The sequence below is a fragment of the Lagierella sp. genome (genome assembly GCF_029983815.1).
Lineage (GTDB): Bacteria > Bacillota > Clostridia > Tissierellales > Peptoniphilaceae > Mediannikoviicoccus.
This window is the reverse complement of the sequence record NZ_JASBYU010000015.1, coordinates 13,577-34,690: the sequence shown is the minus strand read 5'-3', so window position 1 is coordinate 34,690 and position 21,114 is coordinate 13,577. Positions and strand designations below refer to the sequence as shown.

23 protein-coding genes are annotated in these 21,114 nt (G+C 34.1%); 22 read left to right on the top strand and 1 reads right to left on the bottom strand.

The window, feature by feature from the left end:
• Positions 1-14 precede the first annotated feature (14 nt).
• From Q1K37_RS06700 to Q1K37_RS06620, 17 genes are all read left to right on the top strand, one after another.
• Positions 15-1,355, top strand: a complete 1,341-nt coding sequence (locus tag Q1K37_RS06700) for a sodium-dependent transporter (protein WP_300410716.1) — start codon at positions 15-17, stop codon at positions 1,353-1,355.
• A gap of 213 nt (positions 1,356-1,568) precedes the next feature.
• Positions 1,569-2,267, top strand: coding sequence for a Crp/Fnr family transcriptional regulator (locus Q1K37_RS06695; protein WP_300410714.1), 699 nt, complete (start codon positions 1,569-1,571; stop codon positions 2,265-2,267).
• An 81-nt stretch (positions 2,268-2,348) separates the two neighbouring features.
• Entirely contained in the window at positions 2,349-3,401 is a 1,053-nt protein-coding gene (locus Q1K37_RS06690; RefSeq protein ID WP_300410713.1) for an inorganic phosphate transporter, read from the top strand.
• A 9-nt stretch (positions 3,402-3,410) separates the two neighbouring features.
• Entirely contained in the window at positions 3,411-4,022 is a 612-nt protein-coding gene (locus Q1K37_RS06685; protein WP_300410712.1) for a DUF47 family protein, read from the top strand.
• An 18-nt stretch (positions 4,023-4,040) separates the two neighbouring features.
• Positions 4,041-4,688 (top strand): fructose-6-phosphate aldolase, encoded by a 648-nt coding sequence (gene fsa / locus Q1K37_RS06680; protein WP_300410710.1) that lies wholly within the window; start codon positions 4,041-4,043, stop codon positions 4,686-4,688.
• Between the two features lie 113 nt (positions 4,689-4,801).
• Entirely contained in the window at positions 4,802-6,139 is a 1,338-nt protein-coding gene (rho, locus tag Q1K37_RS06675; RefSeq protein ID WP_300410708.1) for a transcription termination factor Rho, read from the top strand.
• Between the two features lie 68 nt (positions 6,140-6,207).
• Positions 6,208-6,411 carry a 50S ribosomal protein L31 gene (rpmE, locus tag Q1K37_RS06670; RefSeq protein WP_300410705.1) on the top strand — a complete coding sequence of 68 codons (204 nt, stop codon included), beginning with the start codon at positions 6,208-6,210 and terminating at the stop codon, positions 6,409-6,411.
• Between the two features lie 91 nt (positions 6,412-6,502).
• A complete protein-coding gene (locus Q1K37_RS06665; protein WP_300410703.1) occupies positions 6,503-7,390 on the top strand; it encodes a DUF1385 domain-containing protein in 888 nt (295 codons plus the stop codon).
• Entirely contained in the window at positions 7,384-8,190 is an 807-nt protein-coding gene (gene prmC / locus Q1K37_RS06660; protein WP_300410701.1) for a peptide chain release factor N(5)-glutamine methyltransferase, read from the top strand. The genes Q1K37_RS06665 and prmC overlap by 7 nt, the downstream gene beginning before the upstream one ends.
• Complete coding sequence (locus Q1K37_RS06655; protein ID WP_300410699.1) at positions 8,187-8,705, top strand: chromate transporter; 519 nt, start codon at positions 8,187-8,189, stop codon at positions 8,703-8,705. The genes prmC and Q1K37_RS06655 overlap by 4 nt, the downstream gene beginning before the upstream one ends.
• An 8-nt stretch (positions 8,706-8,713) precedes the next feature.
• The gene (locus tag Q1K37_RS06650) at positions 8,714-9,250 is read left to right on the top strand and encodes a chromate transporter (protein WP_300410697.1); all 537 of its coding nucleotides are present in this window, start codon (positions 8,714-8,716) and stop codon (positions 9,248-9,250) included.
• Between the two features lie 12 nt (positions 9,251-9,262).
• Positions 9,263-10,330 (top strand): peptide chain release factor 1, encoded by a 1,068-nt coding sequence (prfA, locus tag Q1K37_RS06645; protein WP_300410696.1) that lies wholly within the window; start codon positions 9,263-9,265, stop codon positions 10,328-10,330.
• Positions 10,331-10,488: 158 nt separating this feature from the next.
• Positions 10,489-11,736 carry a folylpolyglutamate synthase/dihydrofolate synthase family protein gene (locus Q1K37_RS06640; protein WP_300410695.1) on the top strand — a complete coding sequence of 416 codons (1,248 nt, stop codon included), beginning with the start codon at positions 10,489-10,491 and terminating at the stop codon, positions 11,734-11,736.
• A 15-nt stretch (positions 11,737-11,751) separates the two neighbouring features.
• On the top strand, positions 11,752-12,660 hold the full coding sequence (murB, locus tag Q1K37_RS06635) for a UDP-N-acetylmuramate dehydrogenase (protein ID WP_300410729.1): 909 nt from the start codon (positions 11,752-11,754) through the stop codon (positions 12,658-12,660).
• Complete coding sequence (locus Q1K37_RS06630; RefSeq protein ID WP_300410693.1) at positions 12,641-13,405, top strand: PHP domain-containing protein; 765 nt, start codon at positions 12,641-12,643, stop codon at positions 13,403-13,405. The genes murB and Q1K37_RS06630 overlap by 20 nt, the downstream gene beginning before the upstream one ends.
• A complete protein-coding gene (rapZ, locus tag Q1K37_RS06625) occupies positions 13,405-14,265 on the top strand; it encodes an RNase adapter RapZ (RefSeq protein ID WP_300410691.1) in 861 nt (286 codons plus the stop codon). Before Q1K37_RS06630 ends, rapZ begins: the two co-directional genes overlap by 1 nt.
• Positions 14,266-14,270: 5 nt before the next feature.
• Entirely contained in the window at positions 14,271-15,230 is a 960-nt protein-coding gene (locus Q1K37_RS06620) for a YvcK family protein (protein ID WP_300410690.1), read from the top strand.
• A 37-nt stretch (positions 15,231-15,267) separates the two neighbouring features.
• On the opposite strand, the gene Q1K37_RS06615 is transcribed toward Q1K37_RS06620, so the two are convergent.
• Complete coding sequence (locus Q1K37_RS06615) at positions 15,268-16,275, bottom strand: serine hydrolase (RefSeq protein ID WP_300410688.1); 1,008 nt, start codon at positions 16,273-16,275, stop codon at positions 15,268-15,270.
• Positions 16,276-16,435: 160 nt separating this feature from the next.
• Here Q1K37_RS06615 and Q1K37_RS06610 point away from each other — a divergent pair, with 160 nt between their 5' ends.
• The 5 genes from Q1K37_RS06610 (at position 16,436) to gcvT (ending at position 21,099) form a co-directional block, all read left to right on the top strand.
• A complete protein-coding gene (locus tag Q1K37_RS06610; protein WP_300410686.1) occupies positions 16,436-16,849 on the top strand; it encodes an NUDIX domain-containing protein in 414 nt (137 codons plus the stop codon).
• Positions 16,850-16,851: 2 nt separating this feature from the next.
• Positions 16,852-17,778: a DNA-binding protein WhiA gene (gene whiA / locus Q1K37_RS06605; RefSeq protein WP_300410684.1), complete on the top strand. Its 927-nt coding sequence runs from the start codon at positions 16,852-16,854 to the stop codon at positions 17,776-17,778.
• 78 nt (positions 17,779-17,856) lie between these two features.
• Positions 17,857-18,549 (top strand): response regulator transcription factor, encoded by a 693-nt coding sequence (locus tag Q1K37_RS06600; RefSeq protein WP_300410682.1) that lies wholly within the window; start codon positions 17,857-17,859, stop codon positions 18,547-18,549.
• Between the two features lie 6 nt (positions 18,550-18,555).
• Positions 18,556-19,836, top strand: coding sequence for a HAMP domain-containing sensor histidine kinase (locus Q1K37_RS06595; protein ID WP_300410680.1), 1,281 nt, complete (start codon positions 18,556-18,558; stop codon positions 19,834-19,836).
• A gap of 171 nt (positions 19,837-20,007) precedes the next feature.
• Complete coding sequence (gcvT, locus tag Q1K37_RS06590) at positions 20,008-21,099, top strand: glycine cleavage system aminomethyltransferase GcvT (protein ID WP_300410679.1); 1,092 nt, start codon at positions 20,008-20,010, stop codon at positions 21,097-21,099.
• Positions 21,100-21,114 lie beyond the last annotated feature (15 nt).

The following is a 21,114-nucleotide window of genomic DNA, read 5'->3' as shown; positions in this document are numbered from 1 at the left end:
TATGGAGGGGTATTATGAGTAACGAAAATAGGAGTAGTTGGAATAGTAGATTCGGTTATATTATGGCGGCAGCAGGATTTTCCATAGGATTAGGTAATATTTGGAGATTTCCGTACTTAGTTGGTACTAATGGCGGTGGTGCCTTTGTGCTAATATATTTACTTATATGTGTCTTAATAGGCATGCCTTTATTTTACATGGAGGTTACACTAGGTAGAAAGGCTCAAGCAAGTCCTATAGTTGGAATGAGGAAACTTACCAAAAAAGGTAGTCCTTGGGTTAGCTTTGGATGGTTAGGAGTTTTAAGTGCATTTTTCATATTGACCTACTATATTCAGATTATGGGATGGATATTGGCGTATTTAGTTAAGATGTTTACTGGAGAAATGAAAGGTCTTGATGCAGCCCAATATGCAGATAGATTTTCTGATTTGATTAAGAATCCTGTAACTTTAATTGCCTTCACGCTAATCTGTGTGATTATAATAGGGATAATCTCCGCTAAAGATTTAAGTTCAGGACTGGAAAAAGCTTGTTCCGTGATGATGCCAGCACTATTTATAATGTTGATTCTCGTTGTAATAAGATCACTGACTCTTCCAGGTGCTATGGAAGGGGTCAAATGGTATTTGAAAGTAGACTTTTCCGAAGTTAATGGACAAACGTTTTTAACCGCATTGGGTCAATGTTTCTTCTCGGTTGGGATAGCAAGTGGAGGAGCTTTTGTCTACGGTTCATATCTAAAAAAAGATTCCAATATACCATCAGATGGTTTAATGGTAATTGGATTTGACACATTGGCTGCACTAATTGCAGGTCTTGCAATTTTTCCAGCTGTATTTGCTCTAGGACTTCAACCAGACTCTGGATCAAATTTATTATTTATTACCATGAGCAATGTGTTTATGAATATGCCATTTGGTTCCTTGTTTGGAGTGTTATTCTTCCTATTGATGTTCTTTGCGGCATTGTCTTCTTCTTTAGGATATTTAGAGCCGGTGAGTTCGTCCTTTAGTGAAATATTGAATATTTCTAGGGCCAAGGGAGTTATTTACGCCTTAGTAACTATATTTGCAGTAGGGCTATTTACAATCTTTGGTCACAATATTTTAGAATCGGTTACAATTGGTGGAAGAAATCTTTTTGACTTTGCAGATTTTCTTTCTGGAAATATTCTGATGCCTCTTGGTGCCATAGTGCTTATCTTATATACACTTATATATTGGAAGTTCAATGGTTTTAAGAGGGATATTGACGAAGGTGCAACTGATTTTAAAGTTCCTATGGCAATGAAGTATATAGCATACCTTTTACCTGTAGTGTTAATAATAATTTTCATTACAGGACTGATGTAAATTTTAAGCCTGTAGTTTATGCTGCGGGCTTTTAAATATTAATCTATAATAAAATTATTTTAAGTATCCAATCAGGTATGTGTTTCCTTGAGAGAAATCCATCTATGATGTAAAATATAGATGAAGAGATTTTAATTCTAGTTTATCCTTGGAATTTTCTTTTATCTACAACAATTCCTTAAATTCAAAGTTTTCAAAGAGGTTAGGTGCGAAATGACAATATGGAACGAGGACATTTTAAATAGGCCAATTTTCAAGGGAATATCTACTGAGTCCATTGCAAGACTTTTAATGACCAATTCACAACGAAAGAGCTATGAACCAAATGAAGTGGTTTTTAGAAAAGGGGATAATCTTAAATACTTTTGTATTATAGAAAAAGGACTGTTAAAATCCTCTGAGTATACTAGTGCTGGAAAAGAGATGAGCTCATCATTTTTTTATCATGAAAAGGATATGGGAACAGACTATCCTTTTGCTATTGACGCTTTTCCCTTTTACTTAATATATGGTGGAATGGGAAAGCATACTATGGATACATACTCTGTAAAGAGCTCAACTATAATAAAAATACCATTAGACGAACTGAAGCCAATTGTGGAATCAGATCCCGTTTTTATGAAAAATGTGCTTATGTTTGTATCTGAATTTGCTTGCTACAGCCAAATAATGTTAAGAGCAGTGGAATATAGACGGGTGGAAGAGAGATTGGCATATTGGATGTTAAATGTAAATGAATCTAGAAACAATATACGAATACCCTATTCCCAAGAGGTTTTAGCAGGGATGCTCCACGTGAGTAGAAGCTCTCTAAATCAAGAACTAATACGCCTTAGGGAAGAAGGTTTAATCGAAGTTAATAAAAGAAAAATAACAATAAAAAATGTTAAATACTTCCTTGATTTGATATAAATATTTACTTGAAATTTACAATACGTTTACACAAAGCTAATTATGTTATAAAATCAAGTAGAGTAAATTAAAGGAGTATTTATGACAATAACATTTTCGAATTTTTTAAGTGAATTGACTACAAACATGCCTCTGTTGATTACAGCGGTTTTAACTTGTGCAGTAATTTTTGTCAATGGATGGACAGATGCTCCAAATGCCATTGCAACCATGGTATCGACCAGGTCCATGGATGTGGATCATGCAATTATAATGGCGGCGATATTCAACTTTTTTGGAGTTTTGGTCATGACTTTAGTAAATGCTAATGTGGCAGAGACCATCTACAATATGGTGGACTTTGGTGACGATGCAAGCATGGCTCTAGTTGGACTTAGTGCTGCATTGTTTGCAATAGTATTATGGGCTACAGTTGCCTGGTATTTTGGAATTCCAACATCTGAGTCCCATGCTTTGATTGCTGGAATTTCAGGTGCGGCAATCGCCATTCAAGGCAGTTTACAAGGAATTAATGGCGGAGAATGGATGAAGGTTATTTACGGTCTTTTAGTTTCTACACTGCTAGGTTTTGGTCTTGGATATTTTGTTGTACTCATTGTAAAAATTATCTTTAGAAAAGTGGATCGAAGAAAGACATTAGGATTTTTCAAAGGTGGTCAAATTTTTGGTGGAGCTGCAATGGCGTTTATGCATGGGGCTCAAGATGGTCAAAAGTTTATGGGAGTCTTTCTTTTAGGAGTCTTCTTGGCTAAGGGACAAGCACATGTCAACAATTTTCATATCCCTATTTGGTTAATGATTCTCTGTTCTCTTTTAATGGGGATAGGAACGTCCATTGGTGGTAAAAAAATAATCAAATCTGTGGGTATGGATATGGTAAAAATGGAAAAGTACGAAGGTTTCTCTGCAGACCTTGGAGCTGCAATCTGCTTATTGTATTCATCTTTGCAAGGTATTCCCGTTAGTACTACTCATGTGAAGACTACTGCGATAATGGGGGTAGGAGCATCAAAGAGGATTAAAAATGTTAATTGGGAAGTTGTTAAAGAGATGATTTTGACTTGGGTTTTAACATTCCCAGGATGTGGATTAATTGGCTTTGTTATGGCTAGAATTTTTGTAAAATTATTTTAAGGAGAAGTTATGGCGGTTTACAATTATTTTGATGGATTTGTAAGGATGTCTGAAAGAGCAAAGGAATGTTCTATCTATTTAAACAATACTCTAAAATCCTATGATAGAACCAATATGGAAAAGAAGACTTTAGAAATTCATGAAATTGAACATAAGAGTGATTTGATTAAACATGAAATAATGGAAAATTTGGTTAGAGAGTTTTTGCCTCCTATAGAAAGGGAAGACATTACCAATATTTTACACTTCATTGACAATGTGGTTGATAATATTGAAGAGATTTTTATTAAGATCTATGTGATGGATGTGGATTCAATTACAGACGAAGCTATACAATTTTCGGATTTAATCATTAGATGTGTGGAAATGCTACATAAATGTGTGCTGGAATTTCACAACTTTAAAAAGTCTAAGGATTTAAAGAAACTCATTGTAAACGTGAATTCAATTGAAGAAGAAGGGGACAAACTCTATATTAAAGTCATGAGAGACCTTTACAAGAATGCAACTGCGGATTATATTATTAGATGGGCGAAGCTTTATGATTTAATGGAAAAATGCCTAGATTCATGTGAAACGGTAGCGGATCAATTAGAAGTTGTTATTTTAAAAAATATGTAATAGTGAAAGGGAGAAGATATGAAATTTTTTATTGATACGGCAAATATTGAAGAAATAAAGGAAGTTGCTTCTTGGGGGATAATAGATGGAGTTACTACTAATCCATCTTTGATAGCAAAAGAAGGCAGAGTTTTTAAAGATGTAATTAAGGAAATTACCGACATTGTAGATGGACCTATCTCAGCTGAAGTGGTGAGTTTGGAATGTGATGGAATGCTTGAAGAGGCTCAGGAACTTGCTAAAATCCATGATAATATAGTTATTAAGCTACCTATGACCAAGGAAGGTCTAAAGGCTTGTAAGAAGCTTTCTGAACAGGGTATTAAGACAAATGTTACTTTGATTTTTTCTGCATCTCAAGCCCTTATGGCAGCAAAGGCTGGCGCTACTTATGTAAGTCCTTTCTTAGGTAGACTTGATGATATCAGCTCTGATGGAATGATACTTATCAATGACATCGTAGATATATTTATGAATTATGACATAGAAACAGAAATTATATGTGCATCTGTAAGACATCCAATTCACTTAGTTGAATGTGCAAAGGCTGGTGCAGATATTGCAACTATTCCATTTAAAGTATTCAATCAAATGTTGAATCATCCATTGACAGATATTGGAATAGAAAGGTTTTTAAAGGACTGGGAAAGTGTTAAGAATTTATAGATATCTGCCTTAGGGCGGATATTTATTCTTTATAATGAAGTGTTCGTTTTTGAAAAATGAAAAAGTAAAGTCAATCTATGAGAATTTGATTCTAACTCAATTGGAGGGAAATTTTGGATTTATCGATTTTAAAGGAGAAAAAACTGGAAGACTTAAAGGTTATAGCAAAGGCCTTAGGAGTTGCAGGGATTTCGAAATATAGAAAGAATGAACTAATAGAAGAAATAGAAAAACAAGTGAAGATTAATGATGATATCAATTCCCGACAAGAGGAGTATGAAGATGTTCAAGAGGATAGTAATGACAATGAAGAAAAGGATAATTCTGGAGGAAATACCAGAGAAATCGAAGGGATACTGGATATATTACCAGATGGTTTTGGATTTTTAAGATCAGATGGATACGATTCTGGTGACGACGATATATATGTCCCACCGGTACAGGTAAGAAGATTTAGATTAAAGACTGGAGATTTTATTGAGGGATTGACAAGGGAAAAGAGAGATAAAGAAAAATTTTCTCCTCTAATCTATATCAATAAAGTCAATTTTGAAACTCCAGAAAACTTGAGAAATAGAAGAAACTTTGAAGACTTAACTCCGATTTATCCACGAGAAAGGTTGATTTTAGAAAGTAACTCTAAAGACCTGTCCACTAGGGTAATAGATTTGATATCTCCTATTGGAAAGGGACAAAGGGGAATGATAGTCGCTCCTCCAAAGACGGGTAAGACTACACTTTTAAAACAAATCTCAAAGGTCTTAAAGGAAAACCATCCTGATTTATATCTGATAGTACTTCTTATAGACGAAAGACCTGAAGAGGTTACAGATATGGAAAGATCTGTAAACGGCGAAGTTGTGGCTTCAACCTTTGATGAGATGCCACAAAATCACACTAGAGTTGCAGAGATTGTTCTCGAAAGAGCAAAGAGAATGGTAGAACATGGTAGAGATGTGGTTATTTTAATGGACAGTCTTACAAGGCTGTCAAGGGCCTATAATATCACTAGTCCATATTCTGGAAAGACACTTTCTGGAGGACTTGACCCAATGGCGTTAAATCACCCAAAGAGGTTTTTCGGCGCTGCAAGAAACTTAGAAGAAGGCGGCTCTTTAACAATTCTTGCCACTGCTCTCATCTCTACGGGAAGCAGGATGGACGATGTAATATTTGAAGAGTTTAAGGGTACGGGAAATATGGAAGTTCATCTTGATAGGAATCTATCAGAATTGAGAATTTTTCCTGCCATCGACATATATTCATCGGGAACTAGAAAAGAAGAACTACTTTTGAGTAAAGAAGAGTTGAGGGCTGTAAGAAAACTTAGAAGGGCACTTTCTGATGGATCAAACGAAGTGGTTGCAGATAAGTTTTTTGAAATGTTAAATAATACTAAAAGAAATGAAGATTTTGTAACAGCTATTAATAAATTGAACTTTAATAGTTGAAATACGATAGATACTATGATATAATTATCGAGCTAAATGTTTAATCGGTTTTGAAAGAGGTGAAATAAATGAAGGAAGGAATTCATCCAGAATACCACGAAGCTACTGTAACATGTACAACTTGTGGTAATACTTTTACAACAGGATCAACTAAAGAAGAAATTAAAGTTGAAGTTTGCTCTAACTGTCATCCATTCTACACAGGCCGTCAAAGATCTGCTGAACGTGGTGGTAGAGTTGAGAAGTTTAAGGAAAAATATAATATTAAGTAATTAAAAAAGGCAGACAAAAAGGTTCTGCCTTTTTGTGAAGAAATCGAGCACTCATCTTTTTTTGAGTGCTTGATTGAATTTGGAGATAAATATGAATAATATAAAAAAGACAACTATTGGAGGTCAAGCCCTCTTTGAAGGAATTTTAATGAGAGGTCCTGAAAAGGTATCTGTAGTTTTAAGAGAAGAATCTGGTGAGATGTCGGTAAAGACAGATAGATTTTCATCTATTTCTGATAGGTATAGAATTTTAAAAATGCCCTTTTTAAGAGGGGTTGTATCTTTATTTGAATCCTTGATTATGGGAACTCAAGCAATTGCATATTCAACTGATGAAGAGGATAAAAAGGATGAAAAGGGAATGGACCTTAGTACAATACTTACTATATTTGCATCCCTTTTTATTTCTATATTGGTTTTTTTCTTTATCCCAACACTGATAACATCGCTTTTTAAAAGAGTAATATCAAATGTCTTAGCACTAAATTTAATTGAAGGAATAATAAGAATACTTTTATTTTTAGGCTACATTTCCTTTATTTCCAACTTGGAAGATATGAAACGAATTTTTATGTACCATGGTGCTGAACATAAAACAATTCATTGTTATGAAAAAGGCTTGGACCTAACTGTTGAAAATGTTAGAACTTGTTCAAGACTTCATAGACGATGTGGTACCAGCTTTTTGTTTACTGTAATGATTGTGTCCATCTTGATATTATCTACTTTTGGATGGCCAAATCCATTGATGAGACTTTTAATTAGAATAATAATGCTACCAGTAATTGTTGGAGTATCCTATGAAATCAATAAAGTCCTAGGAAGAAGTGATTCGATTTTTTCAAAAGTGCTTACGGCTCCTGGTCTTTTAATTCAAAAACTAGGTACTGTTAAAGAGCCAACAGATGACATGATTGAAGTTGCAATTAGGTCTTTAGAAGAAGTCATTCCAGAAGATGAGAATTTAGACATATGGTAATTTCTGATATACTAAAGATGTTTGGTAAAGTAGATGGATCACTTATTTTAGATGAGTTGATGGACTTTGATGCTTCGGATATCATCTTAAAGTCTAATATGAGGATTCCTAAGGAGATTGAAGAAAAGATTTTAGAATTTTATGAAGAGTATCGCAGTAACACTCCAATACATTATATTCTAGGAAAGAAAAACTTTTATGGAAGAGATTTTTATTTAGAAGAAGGGGTGTTAATCCCAAGGTTTGAAACCGAGATACTGATAGAGAACATTCTAGAATTAAAAGAGGATTTCTCAAAGGTTTTAGATATAGGATGTGGAAGTGGAATCATTTCGATAACTTTGGCTCTTGAACTTAAAAATTCTCACGTAACCGGCGTGGATATCTCTGATAGGGCCTTGAGGGTTTCAAATATCAATAAGAAGAACTTAGACGCCACTAATTGTAGCTTTATTAAGTCGGATATTTATGAGGCCTTGGATAAAAATCAAAAGTTTGATTTAATAGTTTCAAATCCTCCCTATATTACTAAAGAAGATATGAAAGCCCTAGATGATAGGGTAAAAAAGGAACCGAAGATGGCGCTTTTTGGAGGGGATGATGGACTGGATTTTTATAGGAAGATAATTAATAATGCTTCTGACTTTCTAAATCCTAAGGGATATATAGCTTTTGAAATCGGGTATGATCAAGGTAAGACTGTTCCAGATTTACTTAACACAGCTGGTTTTAAAGATATTTCTGTTATTAAAGACTACAATGGCTTTGATCGATGTGTGATTGCAAGGAGTGGGATATGATATTTTTAGAGTTGTTTATAACTTTCTTTAAAATAGGTCTTTTCAGCTTTGGGGGAGGCTATGCTATGATACCTCTAATCATGCATGAGGTAGTTACAGTCCACCAATGGATTGAAAAGTCTGATTTTATAAATATCATTTCAATCTCCCAGATTACTCCAGGACCAATTGCTATAAATATGGCGACTTTTATAGGTTTTAATCTAAGGGGAATTCCTGGTTCCGTTGTGGCTACAGCTTCTGTAATCTTTCCCTCTGTGGTTTTAGTAACTTTAATGTTTATTTTTATTAGAAAATTTAGGGATAACGAATATTTGAATTTGTTTTTAGAGGGTATTAAAGTTGTAATAGTTGGATTAATTGGAGCTGGATTTATGTCGTTGGCTACAGAAGGTATAACAGGTATTCAAAGTTTAATCGTTTTTGTTTTGGCTTTTTATGCTGTTGGAGTTAAGAAAGTAAATCCAATCCCAGTTATTTTAATTGCTGGTTTAGTAGGAGTTGTGATTCTTTAGGAGGAATTTTGTTTTATTTTACATTGTTTAAAACTTTTTTTATGATAGGAGCTTTTACAATCGGTGGAGGAATTGCAATGATTCCTATCATTGAAAGAGAAGTGGTTGATAAACATAAATGGTTAAATGACGATGAATTTATGGAAGCTCTAATGGTTGCCCAGGGCCTACCAGGGGTTTTGGCCATAAATATGAGTGTTTATATTGGACTTAAGATAAAGGGAGCAAAGGGTGCGTTTTTTTGTGCTTTAGGTGCTGTACTTCCCTCTTTTATCATAGTCACAATTCTAGCATACTTTTACAATTATCTAGGAAAGATGGAAATTGCTCAAAAGATTTTCCAAGGAGCAATACCTGCAGTTGCTGCGGTAATAGCTGCTTCTGTATATAGTTTAGGTAAAAAGTCTGGGTTTAAAATATGGCAATTTGCATTGGCAATAGCAATTGCCTTATCAGTTGAACTGTTAAAGATAAGTCCTATTTTATTGATTTTGGGTTTTGGGGTTTTTAATATTGTTTATAAGAAAATGGTTAAGAGAATTTAAGAGGTGGATTAGATGTTTGAAAATTTAACTGCAGTTGAAGAGAAATTTCATAAACTGGAAATGGAAATTGCCGATCCAGAAGTTATGAAAGATATGAAAAATTGGCAGAATTTGGTAAGAGAACATGCGGATTTAAAACCGATTGTTGAAAAATATAATGAACTTAAAGATGCACAGACAATCCTTAAGGAAGACAAGGAAATGTTAAATGAAAAGTTAGATGATGAGATGAGAGATCTTTTAAAAGAAGAAGTTTCTAGTCTAGAAGAGGATATTGAAAAATTTGAAGATGAACTTAAGATATTGCTTCTTCCAAAGGATCCTAATGATCACAAGAATGTATTCTTGGAGATTAGAGCTGGTGCAGGCGGTGACGAAGCTGGATTGTTTGCAGGAGAACTACTTAGGATGTATAGGATGTTTGCAGACTCCAAAGGCTGGAAGTCTGAGGTTATGGATATAACTGATCAGGGTGTTGGAGGAATTAAGGAAGCAATTGTGATGATTACTGGTGAAGGCGCCTATTCTAAACTCAAGTATGAATCTGGTGTACATAGGGTACAAAGGGTTCCTGAAACTGAGTCTGGAGGTCGAATTCACACCTCTGCAGCTACAGTAGCTGTGCTTCCTGAAGCGGATGATGTGGATGTTCAAATAGATCAAAAGGATATTAGAGTAGATGTGTTTAGATCCTCAGGAAATGGAGGACAATCCGTTAATACAACTGACTCTGCTGTAAGAATTACTCATATTCCTACTGGAATAGTTGTGTCCTGTCAAGATGAAAAATCCCAGCTAAAGAACAAAGATAAGGCTATGAAGATTTTAAAGTCCAGACTCTATGACAAGATGCTTGAAGAACAAAATAAAGATATCGCCGATGCAAGAAAGTCTCAAGTTGGATCGGGAGATAGGTCTGAGAGGATTAGAACTTATAATTTCCCTCAAGGTAGGATTACAGATCATAGAATAAACATGACTATTTATAGACTACAGGACTTTTTAGATGGTGACATCGAAGAGATGATAGATTCTTTGATTACTTATGATCAAACTGAGAAATTAAAACTTGTAGGATAACCGAAAGGTTGTCCTTTTTAAATTATCTTTAGCTTATGTAGGTCTTTAGATGAATATTGATAATCGACCAGGGAATATGATTTTTATAACTGTCTAGGAGAGTAAGACCCATATTATAAGCACCTTATATTTATGTTATAATCTGATTTGGTGAAGAGATGAAAAAGAATGATATATTAGATATTTCAAATGATAAAAAGGCCTACAACGGGCCTGAAAATATAGGATTTATATTGGAAAAGCTGGGTAATCCCCAGGACAAATTGAATATAGTTCATGTAGCAGGTACCAATGGGAAAGGGTCTACCTGTAACTTTGTGGCTAAGGCCTTGGAAGAAAATGGTTATAGGGTAGGTCTATTTACTTCACCTGCCATATTTGACAAAACTGATAGATTTCAAATTAACCATAAAAATATAGATGAAGACTTGCTATTGAAATATTACAATCATATTAGAGAAATTGAGAGAGAATATGGGCTTTCCTTACAGGAATTTGATATGGCAACAGTGATTGCTTTTTTGTATTTCTATGAACATAAATGTGATTTTGTGTTATTAGAAGTAGGGATAGGCGGAAGGCTAGATTCTACAAATGTAATTAAAAGTCCTCTTATTTCGGTTATTGTAAAAATTGGATTTGACCATATGGACCTTCTTGGAGATACTTTGGGTAAGATTGCCCTGGAAAAGGCAGGAATAATCAAAGAAAATAGCTCTTTGGTGTATTATCCCCAAGAAGAAGAGGTGAATGAAGTTATAGAAAAAGTAGCTAATTCTAAAAATACTAAGATAATACAACCGGATTTTGGAAAGATAAAAGATCTATCTATTACCTTTAAATCTTTGCGATTTAATTATCTAGGATATGATTTTGATTTAAAATTACAGTCTGAAATTCAAAGGTACAATGCTGTCATAGCCTTTGAAGTGATTAGAGAGTTGATAAGAATAGGATATGATATCCAGATGGATAAAGCTATTCGAGGAATTAACGAGACTGAATTGCCTGGCAGATATCAACTATTAAATGAAAATCCTATAGTGATTGTAGATGGAAGTCACAACCCCCAAGCTGTAGAGTCTCTTTCCAGTACTCTAATGAGGGATTTTCCAGAGGACAAATTTGTCTTTATAGTCGGTTTTTATAAGGATAAAGACTATAATAAGTTATTGGAACTAACATCAAAATTGGCAATATGCTACATCACTTGCGATACTGGAGCAGAGAGAAGTCTTCCATCTAAAGAGGCTTTTGCTGAGGCGAAGAAGTATTCCAATAAAGTTTATGATATGAAGACTGTTAAGGGGGCAATAGATTTTGCCTTGGCTGAATTTAAGGAGGAAACTATAGTTATATTTGGTTCTCTGTCCTTAGTTGAAATGGCAATTAAATACTTTAAGTAGAGGAGCAATATGACAATGGATTATAAAAATATATTTAAAGATTTAGATATTGGAGAGGTTTTATTTGACGAGCCAATGAAGAAGCATACCACCTTTAAAATAGGAGGACCGTGTGATGTTTTGGTTAAACCTTCTACTGAAGAACAAATTTTAAATCTTTTAAATAGAATTAAAGATAAAAATTTAGATTATATGATAATAGGAAATGGTAGTAATTTATTGGTTTCTGATTTTGGGATAAATAAAGTCATTATTAAGTTACATACCAACTTTTCAAATATAACTTTAAAGGATGACAAGATAATTTCACAAGCGGGAGCCACATTGGAAGAGATTGCAAATTTTGCCCTTGAGCATAGCTTGACAGGGTTTGAATTTGCCTCTGGAATTCCAGGAGATTTAGGTGGAGCTGTAACTATGAATGCAGGTGCCTATGGTGGTGAAATGAAAGATGTTCTCGAGTCCGTTAGGGTGATTGATAGGGACTTGAATGTCATAGAGATCCCTGCCGAAAAAATGGATCTTCGATATAGAAATTCTAGGGTTCAGGATGAAGGTCTAATCGTTTTGGGTGCTACGATAAAATTAAGTAAAGGCGATTATAATAAAATAAAAGAGTATCAGGATGAATTGACTTATAAGAGAACTTCTAAACAGCCTTTAGAGTACCCATCTGCAGGATCTACATTTAAAAGGCCTGAAGGTTATTATGCAGGTAAGTTAATAGATGATTGTGGACTTAGGGGATATAGATATAAGGATGCACAGGTTAGTGAAAAACACTGTGGATTTGTTATTAATGCTGGAGAGGCTGACTGTAGTCAAATACTACATGTAATAGATCATGTTAGAGATAGGGTTTTTGAAAAGTTCGGTGTTAGATTAGAACCGGAGGTAAGAATCATTGGAGAATTTGAAGAGTAGGATTGTTGCAGATTATCATACTCACACCATATATAGTAGGAACAATCATGGTAAGGGAACCATTAGAGAAAATGTAGAAAAAGCTGTAGAATTAGGACTTAAAGAGATTTATATAACAGACCACGGTCCAGGACATTATCTATTTGGAATAAGGAAAAATTCCATTTTGAAGGCAAGAAAAGAAGTTGATAAGTTAAAGGAAGAGTTTGCTGGAATCATAGATATATTTCTAGGAGTGGAGGCAAATGTAATAGGTTATGATGGAACTTTTGATATTACAGAGGAATATAAGGATTATTTCGATATAATAAACTTGGGTTTTCACAATGGTGTACTATTTAAGGATTTTTACAGCTTCTTCCATTATCATGTAATTAATAATATAAAAATATCAAAAAAGGTTTTAGACTACATTACTAAAAAAAATACGCAAGCTATTATAAAGATAATTGAAAAAGAGAATATCTTTACTATTACTCATCCTGGAGATAAGGTACCTGTGGATATAGAAATGCTTGCCAGTGCCTGCGAGAGAACCAATACCGCATTGGAGATTAATAGTTCCCATAGGAATTTAACGGTGGAACAGCTAAAAAAAATAAAGGGCTCCAGTGTAATGCTTACCTTGGGTTCTGACGCCCATAGACCTCAGTATGTTGGCAATCTTGAATTTGCTTTAAGGAGACTAGAAGAAGCTAAAATTGATTCTTCAAGGGTTTTGAACTTCAAAAGGAGAGAAAGATAATGGAGATAGTGGTTGTTACGGGAATGTCTGGAGCTGGTAAAACTTCTGCATTAAATGTGTTGGAAGACATGGGTTACTATGCTATGGACAATTTACCACCTGCATTGATAAAGGATTTTGTAAAACTTTTAGGTAACAATAAATCCAATATAACAAAGACTGCAATAGTAGTTGATATTAGAAGTGGTGCGGTTTTTAATGAGTTATATGAGGAAATACTCTATTTAAAAGAGGCTGGAGAAAATATTAGCATTTTATTTTTAGACTCCAAAAACGAGATTTTAGTGAGAAGATTTAAGGAGTTAAGAAGGCCACACCCTTTAGGCAACACCGGCAATATCTTAATGGAGATAAATGAAGAGAGAGATTTACTTCAAAAACTCAAGGACAATGCAACCCATATAATCGACACTTCCGTTTTAACTTTAGGTGAGCTAAAGAGTAGGATTATCTCTTTATATGGAGACAGTAGTTTTCAAAATGAAAATATCCATATTACGATTATGTCCTTTGGATTTAAAAATGGAACTTTACTAGATGGAGATTTGATCTTTGATGTTAGATTTTTACCTAACCCTTTTTATGAAGATGAATTAAAAGAGAAGACAGGGGAGGATTTAGATGTTAGAGATTTTGTGTTCGAATTTAAGCAAACGGAAATCTTCCTAGAAAAAGTAAAGGATTTGGTTGAATTCCTATTGCCATTTTATAAAAAAGAGGGTAAGTCAAACTTGGTTATTGGCATTGGCTGTACAGGGGGTAGACATCGTTCTGTAGCCATTGCAAATGAACTTGGAAGACGATTTGAAGAAGAAGGAGAGACGGTCTATGTATCCCATAGGGATTCTAGATTTTGGTAATTGAAATGAAAATAGTCACAATTGGTGGAGGAACTGGAAATTCTACCATTTTAAAGGGTTTAAAGAAAATAACAAATGATATTACGACAATTGTCACCGTAGCAGACGATGGAGGAGGTTCTGGAGTTTTAAGGAAAGACTTAGGAATACTTCCCCCTGGTGACATTAGAGCTTGTCTGTTGGCTTTAGCAAATGTTGAGCCAGCCATGAAAAGATTGATGGACTATAGGTTTCAAGAAGGCATATTAAAGGGTCAATCCTTTGGAAATCTATTTATAGCTGCCATGGTGGATATCTATGGAGATTTTGACAAAGCTATAAAGGAAACTGGAAATGTCTTGGCGATTACAGGAAAGGTACTTCCTATGACTCTGGATGATGTAACCCTCTATGCGGAGATGGAAGATGGATCCATTATAAAAGGGGAGTCAAATATAGGGGAGTTGACAAAGGATTATCCTGTATCCATACGTAGGGTTTATTTAAAACCTGATGGCTCAAAACCGGTACAGGAAGCTGTGGATGAGATTCTTAATACAGATATAGTATTGATTGGTCCTGGGAGTTTATATACCTCGATTATGCCAAACTTGTTAATAGAGGACATTGCTCGAGCATTAAAAGCCACTAAGGCGAAAATCTATTATATTTGTAATATCATGACTCAAAATGGTGAGACCAGTGGTTATTCTGTCTTTGATCATGTGAGTTCTATAAATCGTCATTTAGGATTTAAAATCATTGACAAGATCATTGTTAACAAAGAAGAGATTCCCGAGGATGTTTTAAGAAAATATGATAGTGTACCAGTGTACTTAAATGATGAAGATATGACTAAGTTAAAGGAATATGAAATAGTTGAACTAAATTGTTATAAAAATCTTAAGGGTAAAGTTCGCCATGACTATAAGGAGATAGGCAGATTTTTATTAGAAGATTTTCAAAGTGAATATATAGGAAACTAAGTAGAAAATAGCACTCAATACATAATTGGGTGCTATTTTAATCTACAAACATTGGTAGTATATGATTTTTTATAAAGATCCATCTATTTCTTGAATCGTGTATAAAACTAGAGCTTATGGCAACCACTAAATCCAGTTTTGGAATGACACAGATACATTGGCCTCCTATTCCCAAAGCACAATAACCGTCAATTCCTCTGTGATTATAGATCCACCAAAGGTAACCGTAATTGTATTTAGTTCTAGTGAAGGAATCCTTAACCCACTGTTTTGAAATTACTTCCTTACCATCCCAAGTTCCCTCATTGAGATATAAAAAGCCGAACTTTGCCATATCCCTCAAGGACATATTTATTCCAAAACCTCCTATGGAATAGCCTTGAGGATCATAAATCCAACCCTTAACATACCTTCCAAAGAGATTGTCAAAACCAAAGGCTGTCATGGGATAATATGGAATTAAATCCATTCCAATTTGAGAAAAAAGGTATTTATTGGCATATCTTCTCAATGGTATTCCCGTAGCTTTTGCCAAGACGATGGCTAGAAGATGAGTTCCAATTGTAGAATACTTAAACCTTTTTTTATCGTTTTTTTCAGATAACAGATTTAGAGCATATTCTAACCAGTTTTCTGATTGAACAAAATCTCCCAGTGGCTCCTTCCAAGCAGGAAAATCAAAGGGAGCAGTCATGTTTAATATCTGTCTTAAAGTTATGTTTTTCTTACATATGTCATCTGTTTTAAAATCTGGAAAGAAATTTAGCACAGGTTCATCTATGGATTTAATATAACCCTGTTCTAAAGCTATTCCAAATAGGGCAGAAAGGATGGACTTACTAACAGATGCCAAAGGTTTCTTATCTTTTGCGGTTACACCGTTATAATACTCTTCAAAAACACAGTATCCGTCTTTAATCATCATAATGCCTGTTATATTATTATATTCATCCTCCAGGGATGAATTCATTTTATCCAACAAATTTTTTTCGAACTTATAATCTTTATATTTCCAGCCTCTTGTAGGCCAATAATTACGATCCATCTAGTTATCACCTTATTAAATTTTATCATAGCTAGGTTTAATAACAAAACCCTTTGAAATATTTATTAGAATACTTAATAAGGACAAGGGGTTAACAATTATATTAAAACCTTGAACGTGGTATAATAAATAATAGTTTATTAAATTTAAGGAGGATTGCATGGAAGAGATAAGTGGCGGCGGAGTAATTGTCCGTAATGGTAAAGTTGTCGTTTTAAGAAAATTCCGTGGAGATTGGGTCCTTCCAAAAGGTCGTTTAGAGAAAGGGGAAACAAAGGAACAGGCTGCTCTTAGAGAAGTCAAGGAAGAATCCGGTGTAGATGGCGAGATAATAAGATATATTGGATTTGTCAAATATTGGTATCGTCATATTACTGGAGAAAAAGTTCAAAAGACAGTTCATTACTATTATATGACTACAGAGACTCAAAAATTGATTCCTCAAAGGGAGGAAGGATTTGCAGAAGCGGTTTTTATGCCCTTTGATAAAGCTATTAAATTAGTTAGACATAATGCGGAGAAGAATATGATCCGCAAGGTAAAAGAATTTTATAAGGACGAAAGAAAGGGATAGTCTTGTCATTTTCAACAGATGTTAAGAACGAGATATCTAGACAGTTGATAGATTCTAAAGAAGAAGCCATTGCAGAACTTGCGGGACTTTATAGAGTAAATGGCTCGCTTCTTTCGAATTTGTCAAATATCAGAGTACAATTCTCAACGGAAACAAATGCTATTGCAAGGCGGATATTTATAAATATTAAAAAGATTTACAACTATGAATGCGTAATTGAAGTTGTTAGGGGCAACACCTTTAGAAAAAATAATTTATATAAAGTCTATGTGGATGAGCCCTATGCCCATAGACTTTTATCCGATATAAAGCTTAGCAGTGACCCATTTGCTATTTCTGTTACTAGAATTCCAAAGGAAATTTTGAGAAAAGACAACCTCAAAAAATCATATATTTTAGGTAGTTTCCTAGGAGCAGGATCTGTTACAAATCCTGAAAAAGGATACCATCTTGAATTGATAGCCGGTGATGAAGAATATGCAAAGGATTTGTATAAACTTTTAAAAAATTTTAATATTGAAGCAAAAATAGCCAGTAGAAAAGACGACTTTTTTATCTATTTAAAAGAGGGAGAATCAATAGCGGACTTTCTTTCTCTAATCGGTGCCTTTCAAAGTATGTTTAAATTTGAAGACATCAGGGTTTTTAAGGAGATAAAAAACAATGTCAATAGAGTAATGAACTTTGAATCCGCCAATATGGATAAAACCATTGAGGCCTCTATTAGACATGTTGAGGATATTGAAAAGATTATGAATATAAAGGGGCTAGACTATTTAAACGAGAGTTTAAGGGAAATTGCCGTAGCAAGGCTTGAATATCCTGAAGATTCCTTAAAGCAGCTAGGAGAAAGGTTAGACCCTCCCGTTGGCAAGTCTGGAGTTAACCATAGGCTAAAAAAAATTCATGAGATTGCAGAAGGTCTTTAATAAAAATTGTTGATTTTTTGTAATAATTAACAAGTTTATTTATCTAAAAGCTTGATATAATAGATTAAGGTGATAAAGATGTATAATATTTTGGTTTGTGATGATGAAAAAAACATTGTTGAAGCCATTGAGTTTTATCTAGAAGAAAGTGGATACAATGTCTATAAAGCCTATAACGGCAAAGAGGCTTTAGATTTGATTAAAGAAGATAATTTTTATGACCTTATTTTAGTAGATGTGATGATGCCCATAATGGATGGGATAGAGCTAACTAGAAGGGTTAGGGAGATTTCGACGGTTCCTATTTTGATTTTATCAGCTAAAGGTGAATTGGAGGATAAGGTTGGGGGTTTGGAAAGTGGTGCCGATGACTACATTACTAAACCCTTTGATTCAGTGGAACTATTAGCTAGAGTAAAGTCTGCACTTAGAAGGGTTGAACTTCAAAAAAATTTCAGCAATTCTATGGATCAAGAGATTTACACTGCTGGAAGAATTCGTTTAAATAATACTAAAAAACAAGTTCTTATCGATGGAGAACAAATCTCTATTACTCCCTATGAGTATGGAATACTCTATTTACTCATTTCCAATAAAGGTAGAGTTTTCAATTCTGAAGAGATATATGAAATAGTATGGGATTCGCCACCCTACGATGTAAAAAAGGTGGTTTCTGTACATATTTCTAGACTTAGGGATAAGATTGAGATCGACTCAAAAAAACCGGATCATCTAAAATCTGTGTACGGAATGGGTTATAAGATAGAATAGGAAAATATGACTAAAAGAGAAAATTTTTTCAAGAGGATAATAAATTATTATATTCAGCTGTTCTTGAATATCGATGGTTATATAGAAGAGCAGTTTTTACCTGTAGCCATCCACATAGGTAGTCAATATCTGATCCTTAGATTTTTTATGGCCATCACAGGATTTTATTATGGGGCATTTATTTATGGATTTATTTTATATGCTGCCTTTCTATGTATTTATAAAATTGTCCAAACCATTAAAAGATATGGGATTCATGCTTTTTTATTGGTGGATTTAATCTATGGATTTAAACTCAAATACTTCAAGGTTTATTTTGAAGCTCTTATTTTGGTTGGATTACTTGCAGCTTTGTTTTTATATATTTTGCAAGAAAATGACGACCCTATTGGGATTATATTTATGGGAGTGTTGGTCTATAGAATCAGTATTTCCATTTTAAAGAACTATCTTGGCAAGGTGCTTCTCAATAGAAAGATTGAAGCCTTATATAATGGGGAATACGAAAAGATATATATTAATGACCCAACTTTTAAAAACTCCATTTTTTTAATAGACAATCTCTATAGTACAATGAAAAAATCCATAGATGCAGAGTATAAGAGTGAAAAGTTAAAAACTGAGCTAATTACTGGAGTAAGTCATGATATAAAAACGCCTTTGACATCGATAATAAACTATGTGGACTTGGTTAAGAGGGCTAAAACTCCTGAGCAACGTTCGAGGTATTTAGAAACTCTAAGTTATAATGCTACAAGGCTAAAATCCATGATCATCAATCTTATAGAGGCATCTAAAGCAGGATCTGGTGCAATTGACTTAGATATGCAGATTGTTGAATTAAATGAGCTAATGCTACAAACCTATGGGCAATTTGACAAGGACTTTGTCGACAGAGGTCTAGAGTTACAATACAATAGCTTTAGTGACAATATATTTATTAGGCTAGATGCGAATAGGTTAAATAGGGTTTTTGAAAATGTTTTTTCAAATATCGTAAAATATGCACAGGAACAGACAACGGTCAATGTTGACATAATAAAAGGAAAGTCTGAACTTGTAATTCGTGTTAGTAATAAGTCCTCTATCACACACGATTTAGAAGCGTCAAATCTTTTAAATAGATTTACCAGGGTGGATAAGCCAGGGGACATTGAGGGATCCGGCCTTGGTTTATACATTGCAAAGGCATCAATCGAACTGTTAAATGGGGATTTTCAAGTTAAAATTGAAGAGGACAACTTTATTGTCGAAATTATATTTAATACGAGAGTTAAGCGGAAATGATTGGGTATAAAGTATACATCATGGAAACTTAACTCTTTACTAATTTAAATACTTAAAATAATGGGAGATAATTTATCCCTTTAAGTTGTAAAAATTTTGATTTTAACCTATAATCAATACGAGGGTAGTTTCTGTAATTTGGTAAAAATGCTATTCTTAAGGAGGAATATAATGAGCGCAAAAAAGACACCACTTTATGACAAACATGTTGAGCTTGGTGGCAATGTTGTTGATTATGCTGGCTGGATGTTACCAGTAGACTATGTAGGTCTTAAGGAAGAACACAAGGCAGTAAGAGAAAACGTTGGTATTTTCGATGTTTCCCATATGGGAGAGTTCGAAGTAAAGGGAAAAGACGCACTTAAGTTTTTAAACTATGTGTTCACTAACGATTTTTCTAAAGCTGATGACTTTCAAATAACTTACACCTTAATTGGAAATGAACAAGGTGGAATTATTGATGACCTATTGGTTTATAAGTATAATGATGAACATTTCTTACTTGTACCAAATGCTGCTAATACTCAAAAGGATTGGGATCATTTAAGCCCAATTGCCAAAGATTTTGATGTTGAATTGACAAATATCTCTGACGAAGTTGGAGAGATAGCAATTCAAGGTCCAAATTCTCAAAAGGTGTTACAAAAGGTCGTAGACTATGACTTGGATTCTATCGAATATTATCATTTTGCTGATGATATTGAGTTCAAAGGTCATAAACTTCTTATATCCAGAACTGGATATACTGGAGAAGACGGTTTTGAAGTTTACACTACTAGAGAAGGAATTGTAGCTGTTTGGGACGCAATCCTTGAAGCTGGTAAGGAGTTTGATCTTCAACCATGCGGACTAGGATGTAGGGACACTTTAAGATTTGAAGCTTCTATGCCTCTATATGGCAATGAAATGGCAGATGACATTTCACCATTGGAAGTAGGTTTGAAGTTTGCAGTTAAGTTCGATAAAGACGACTTTATTGGAAAAGCTGCAATGGAAAAAGTTAAAGAAGAAGGGCCAAAAAGAAAATTGGTTGGTCTAGAAATCTTGGATAAGAGACCTCCAAGACAAGGGTATGAGGTGGAAAAAGACGGTAAGAAAATTGGATTTATCACTACCGGATATCTTTCTCCAACACTTAATAAAAGATTGGCAAATGCTTTGATAGACATCGAAGAAGCAGAAATGGGCAACGAAGTTGATGTTGTTGTTAGAAATAAGAACAATAAGGCAAAAGTTGTAAGTAGAAGATTTTTAAAGAAATAGTTAATTAAGTTTTTA

Excerpts from the sequence above, each read along its gene's own strand:
- Q1K37_RS06700 (WP_300410716.1), top strand. The coding sequence starts at position 15 with ATGAGTAACGAAAATAGGAGTAGTTGGAATAGTAGATTCGGTTATATT.
- Q1K37_RS06695 (WP_300410714.1), top strand. The coding sequence starts at position 1,569 with ATGACAATATGGAACGAGGACATTTTAAATAGGCCAATTTTCAAGGGA.
- Q1K37_RS06690 (WP_300410713.1), top strand. The coding sequence starts at position 2,349 with ATGACAATAACATTTTCGAATTTTTTAAGTGAATTGACTACAAACATG.
- Q1K37_RS06685 (WP_300410712.1), top strand. The coding sequence starts at position 3,411 with ATGGCGGTTTACAATTATTTTGATGGATTTGTAAGGATGTCTGAAAGA.
- fsa (WP_300410710.1), top strand. The coding sequence starts at position 4,041 with ATGAAATTTTTTATTGATACGGCAAATATTGAAGAAATAAAGGAAGTT.
- rpmE (WP_300410705.1), top strand. The coding sequence starts at position 6,208 with ATGAAGGAAGGAATTCATCCAGAATACCACGAAGCTACTGTAACATGT.
- Q1K37_RS06665 (WP_300410703.1), top strand. The coding sequence starts at position 6,503 with ATGAATAATATAAAAAAGACAACTATTGGAGGTCAAGCCCTCTTTGAA.
- prmC (WP_300410701.1), top strand. The coding sequence starts at position 7,384 with ATGGTAATTTCTGATATACTAAAGATGTTTGGTAAAGTAGATGGATCA.
- Q1K37_RS06655 (WP_300410699.1), top strand. The coding sequence starts at position 8,187 with ATGATATTTTTAGAGTTGTTTATAACTTTCTTTAAAATAGGTCTTTTC.
- prfA (WP_300410696.1), top strand. The coding sequence starts at position 9,263 with ATGTTTGAAAATTTAACTGCAGTTGAAGAGAAATTTCATAAACTGGAA.
- Q1K37_RS06640 (WP_300410695.1), top strand. The coding sequence starts at position 10,489 with ATGAAAAAGAATGATATATTAGATATTTCAAATGATAAAAAGGCCTAC.
- murB (WP_300410729.1), top strand. The coding sequence starts at position 11,752 with ATGGATTATAAAAATATATTTAAAGATTTAGATATTGGAGAGGTTTTA.
- rapZ (WP_300410691.1), top strand. The coding sequence starts at position 13,405 with ATGGAGATAGTGGTTGTTACGGGAATGTCTGGAGCTGGTAAAACTTCT.
- Q1K37_RS06620 (WP_300410690.1), top strand. The coding sequence starts at position 14,271 with ATGAAAATAGTCACAATTGGTGGAGGAACTGGAAATTCTACCATTTTA.
- Q1K37_RS06615 (WP_300410688.1), bottom strand. The coding sequence starts at position 16,275 with ATGGATCGTAATTATTGGCCTACAAGAGGCTGGAAATATAAAGATTAT.
- Q1K37_RS06610 (WP_300410686.1), top strand. The coding sequence starts at position 16,436 with ATGGAAGAGATAAGTGGCGGCGGAGTAATTGTCCGTAATGGTAAAGTT.
- Q1K37_RS06600 (WP_300410682.1), top strand. The coding sequence starts at position 17,857 with ATGTATAATATTTTGGTTTGTGATGATGAAAAAAACATTGTTGAAGCC.
- Q1K37_RS06595 (WP_300410680.1), top strand. The coding sequence starts at position 18,556 with ATGACTAAAAGAGAAAATTTTTTCAAGAGGATAATAAATTATTATATT.
- gcvT (WP_300410679.1), top strand. The coding sequence starts at position 20,008 with ATGAGCGCAAAAAAGACACCACTTTATGACAAACATGTTGAGCTTGGT.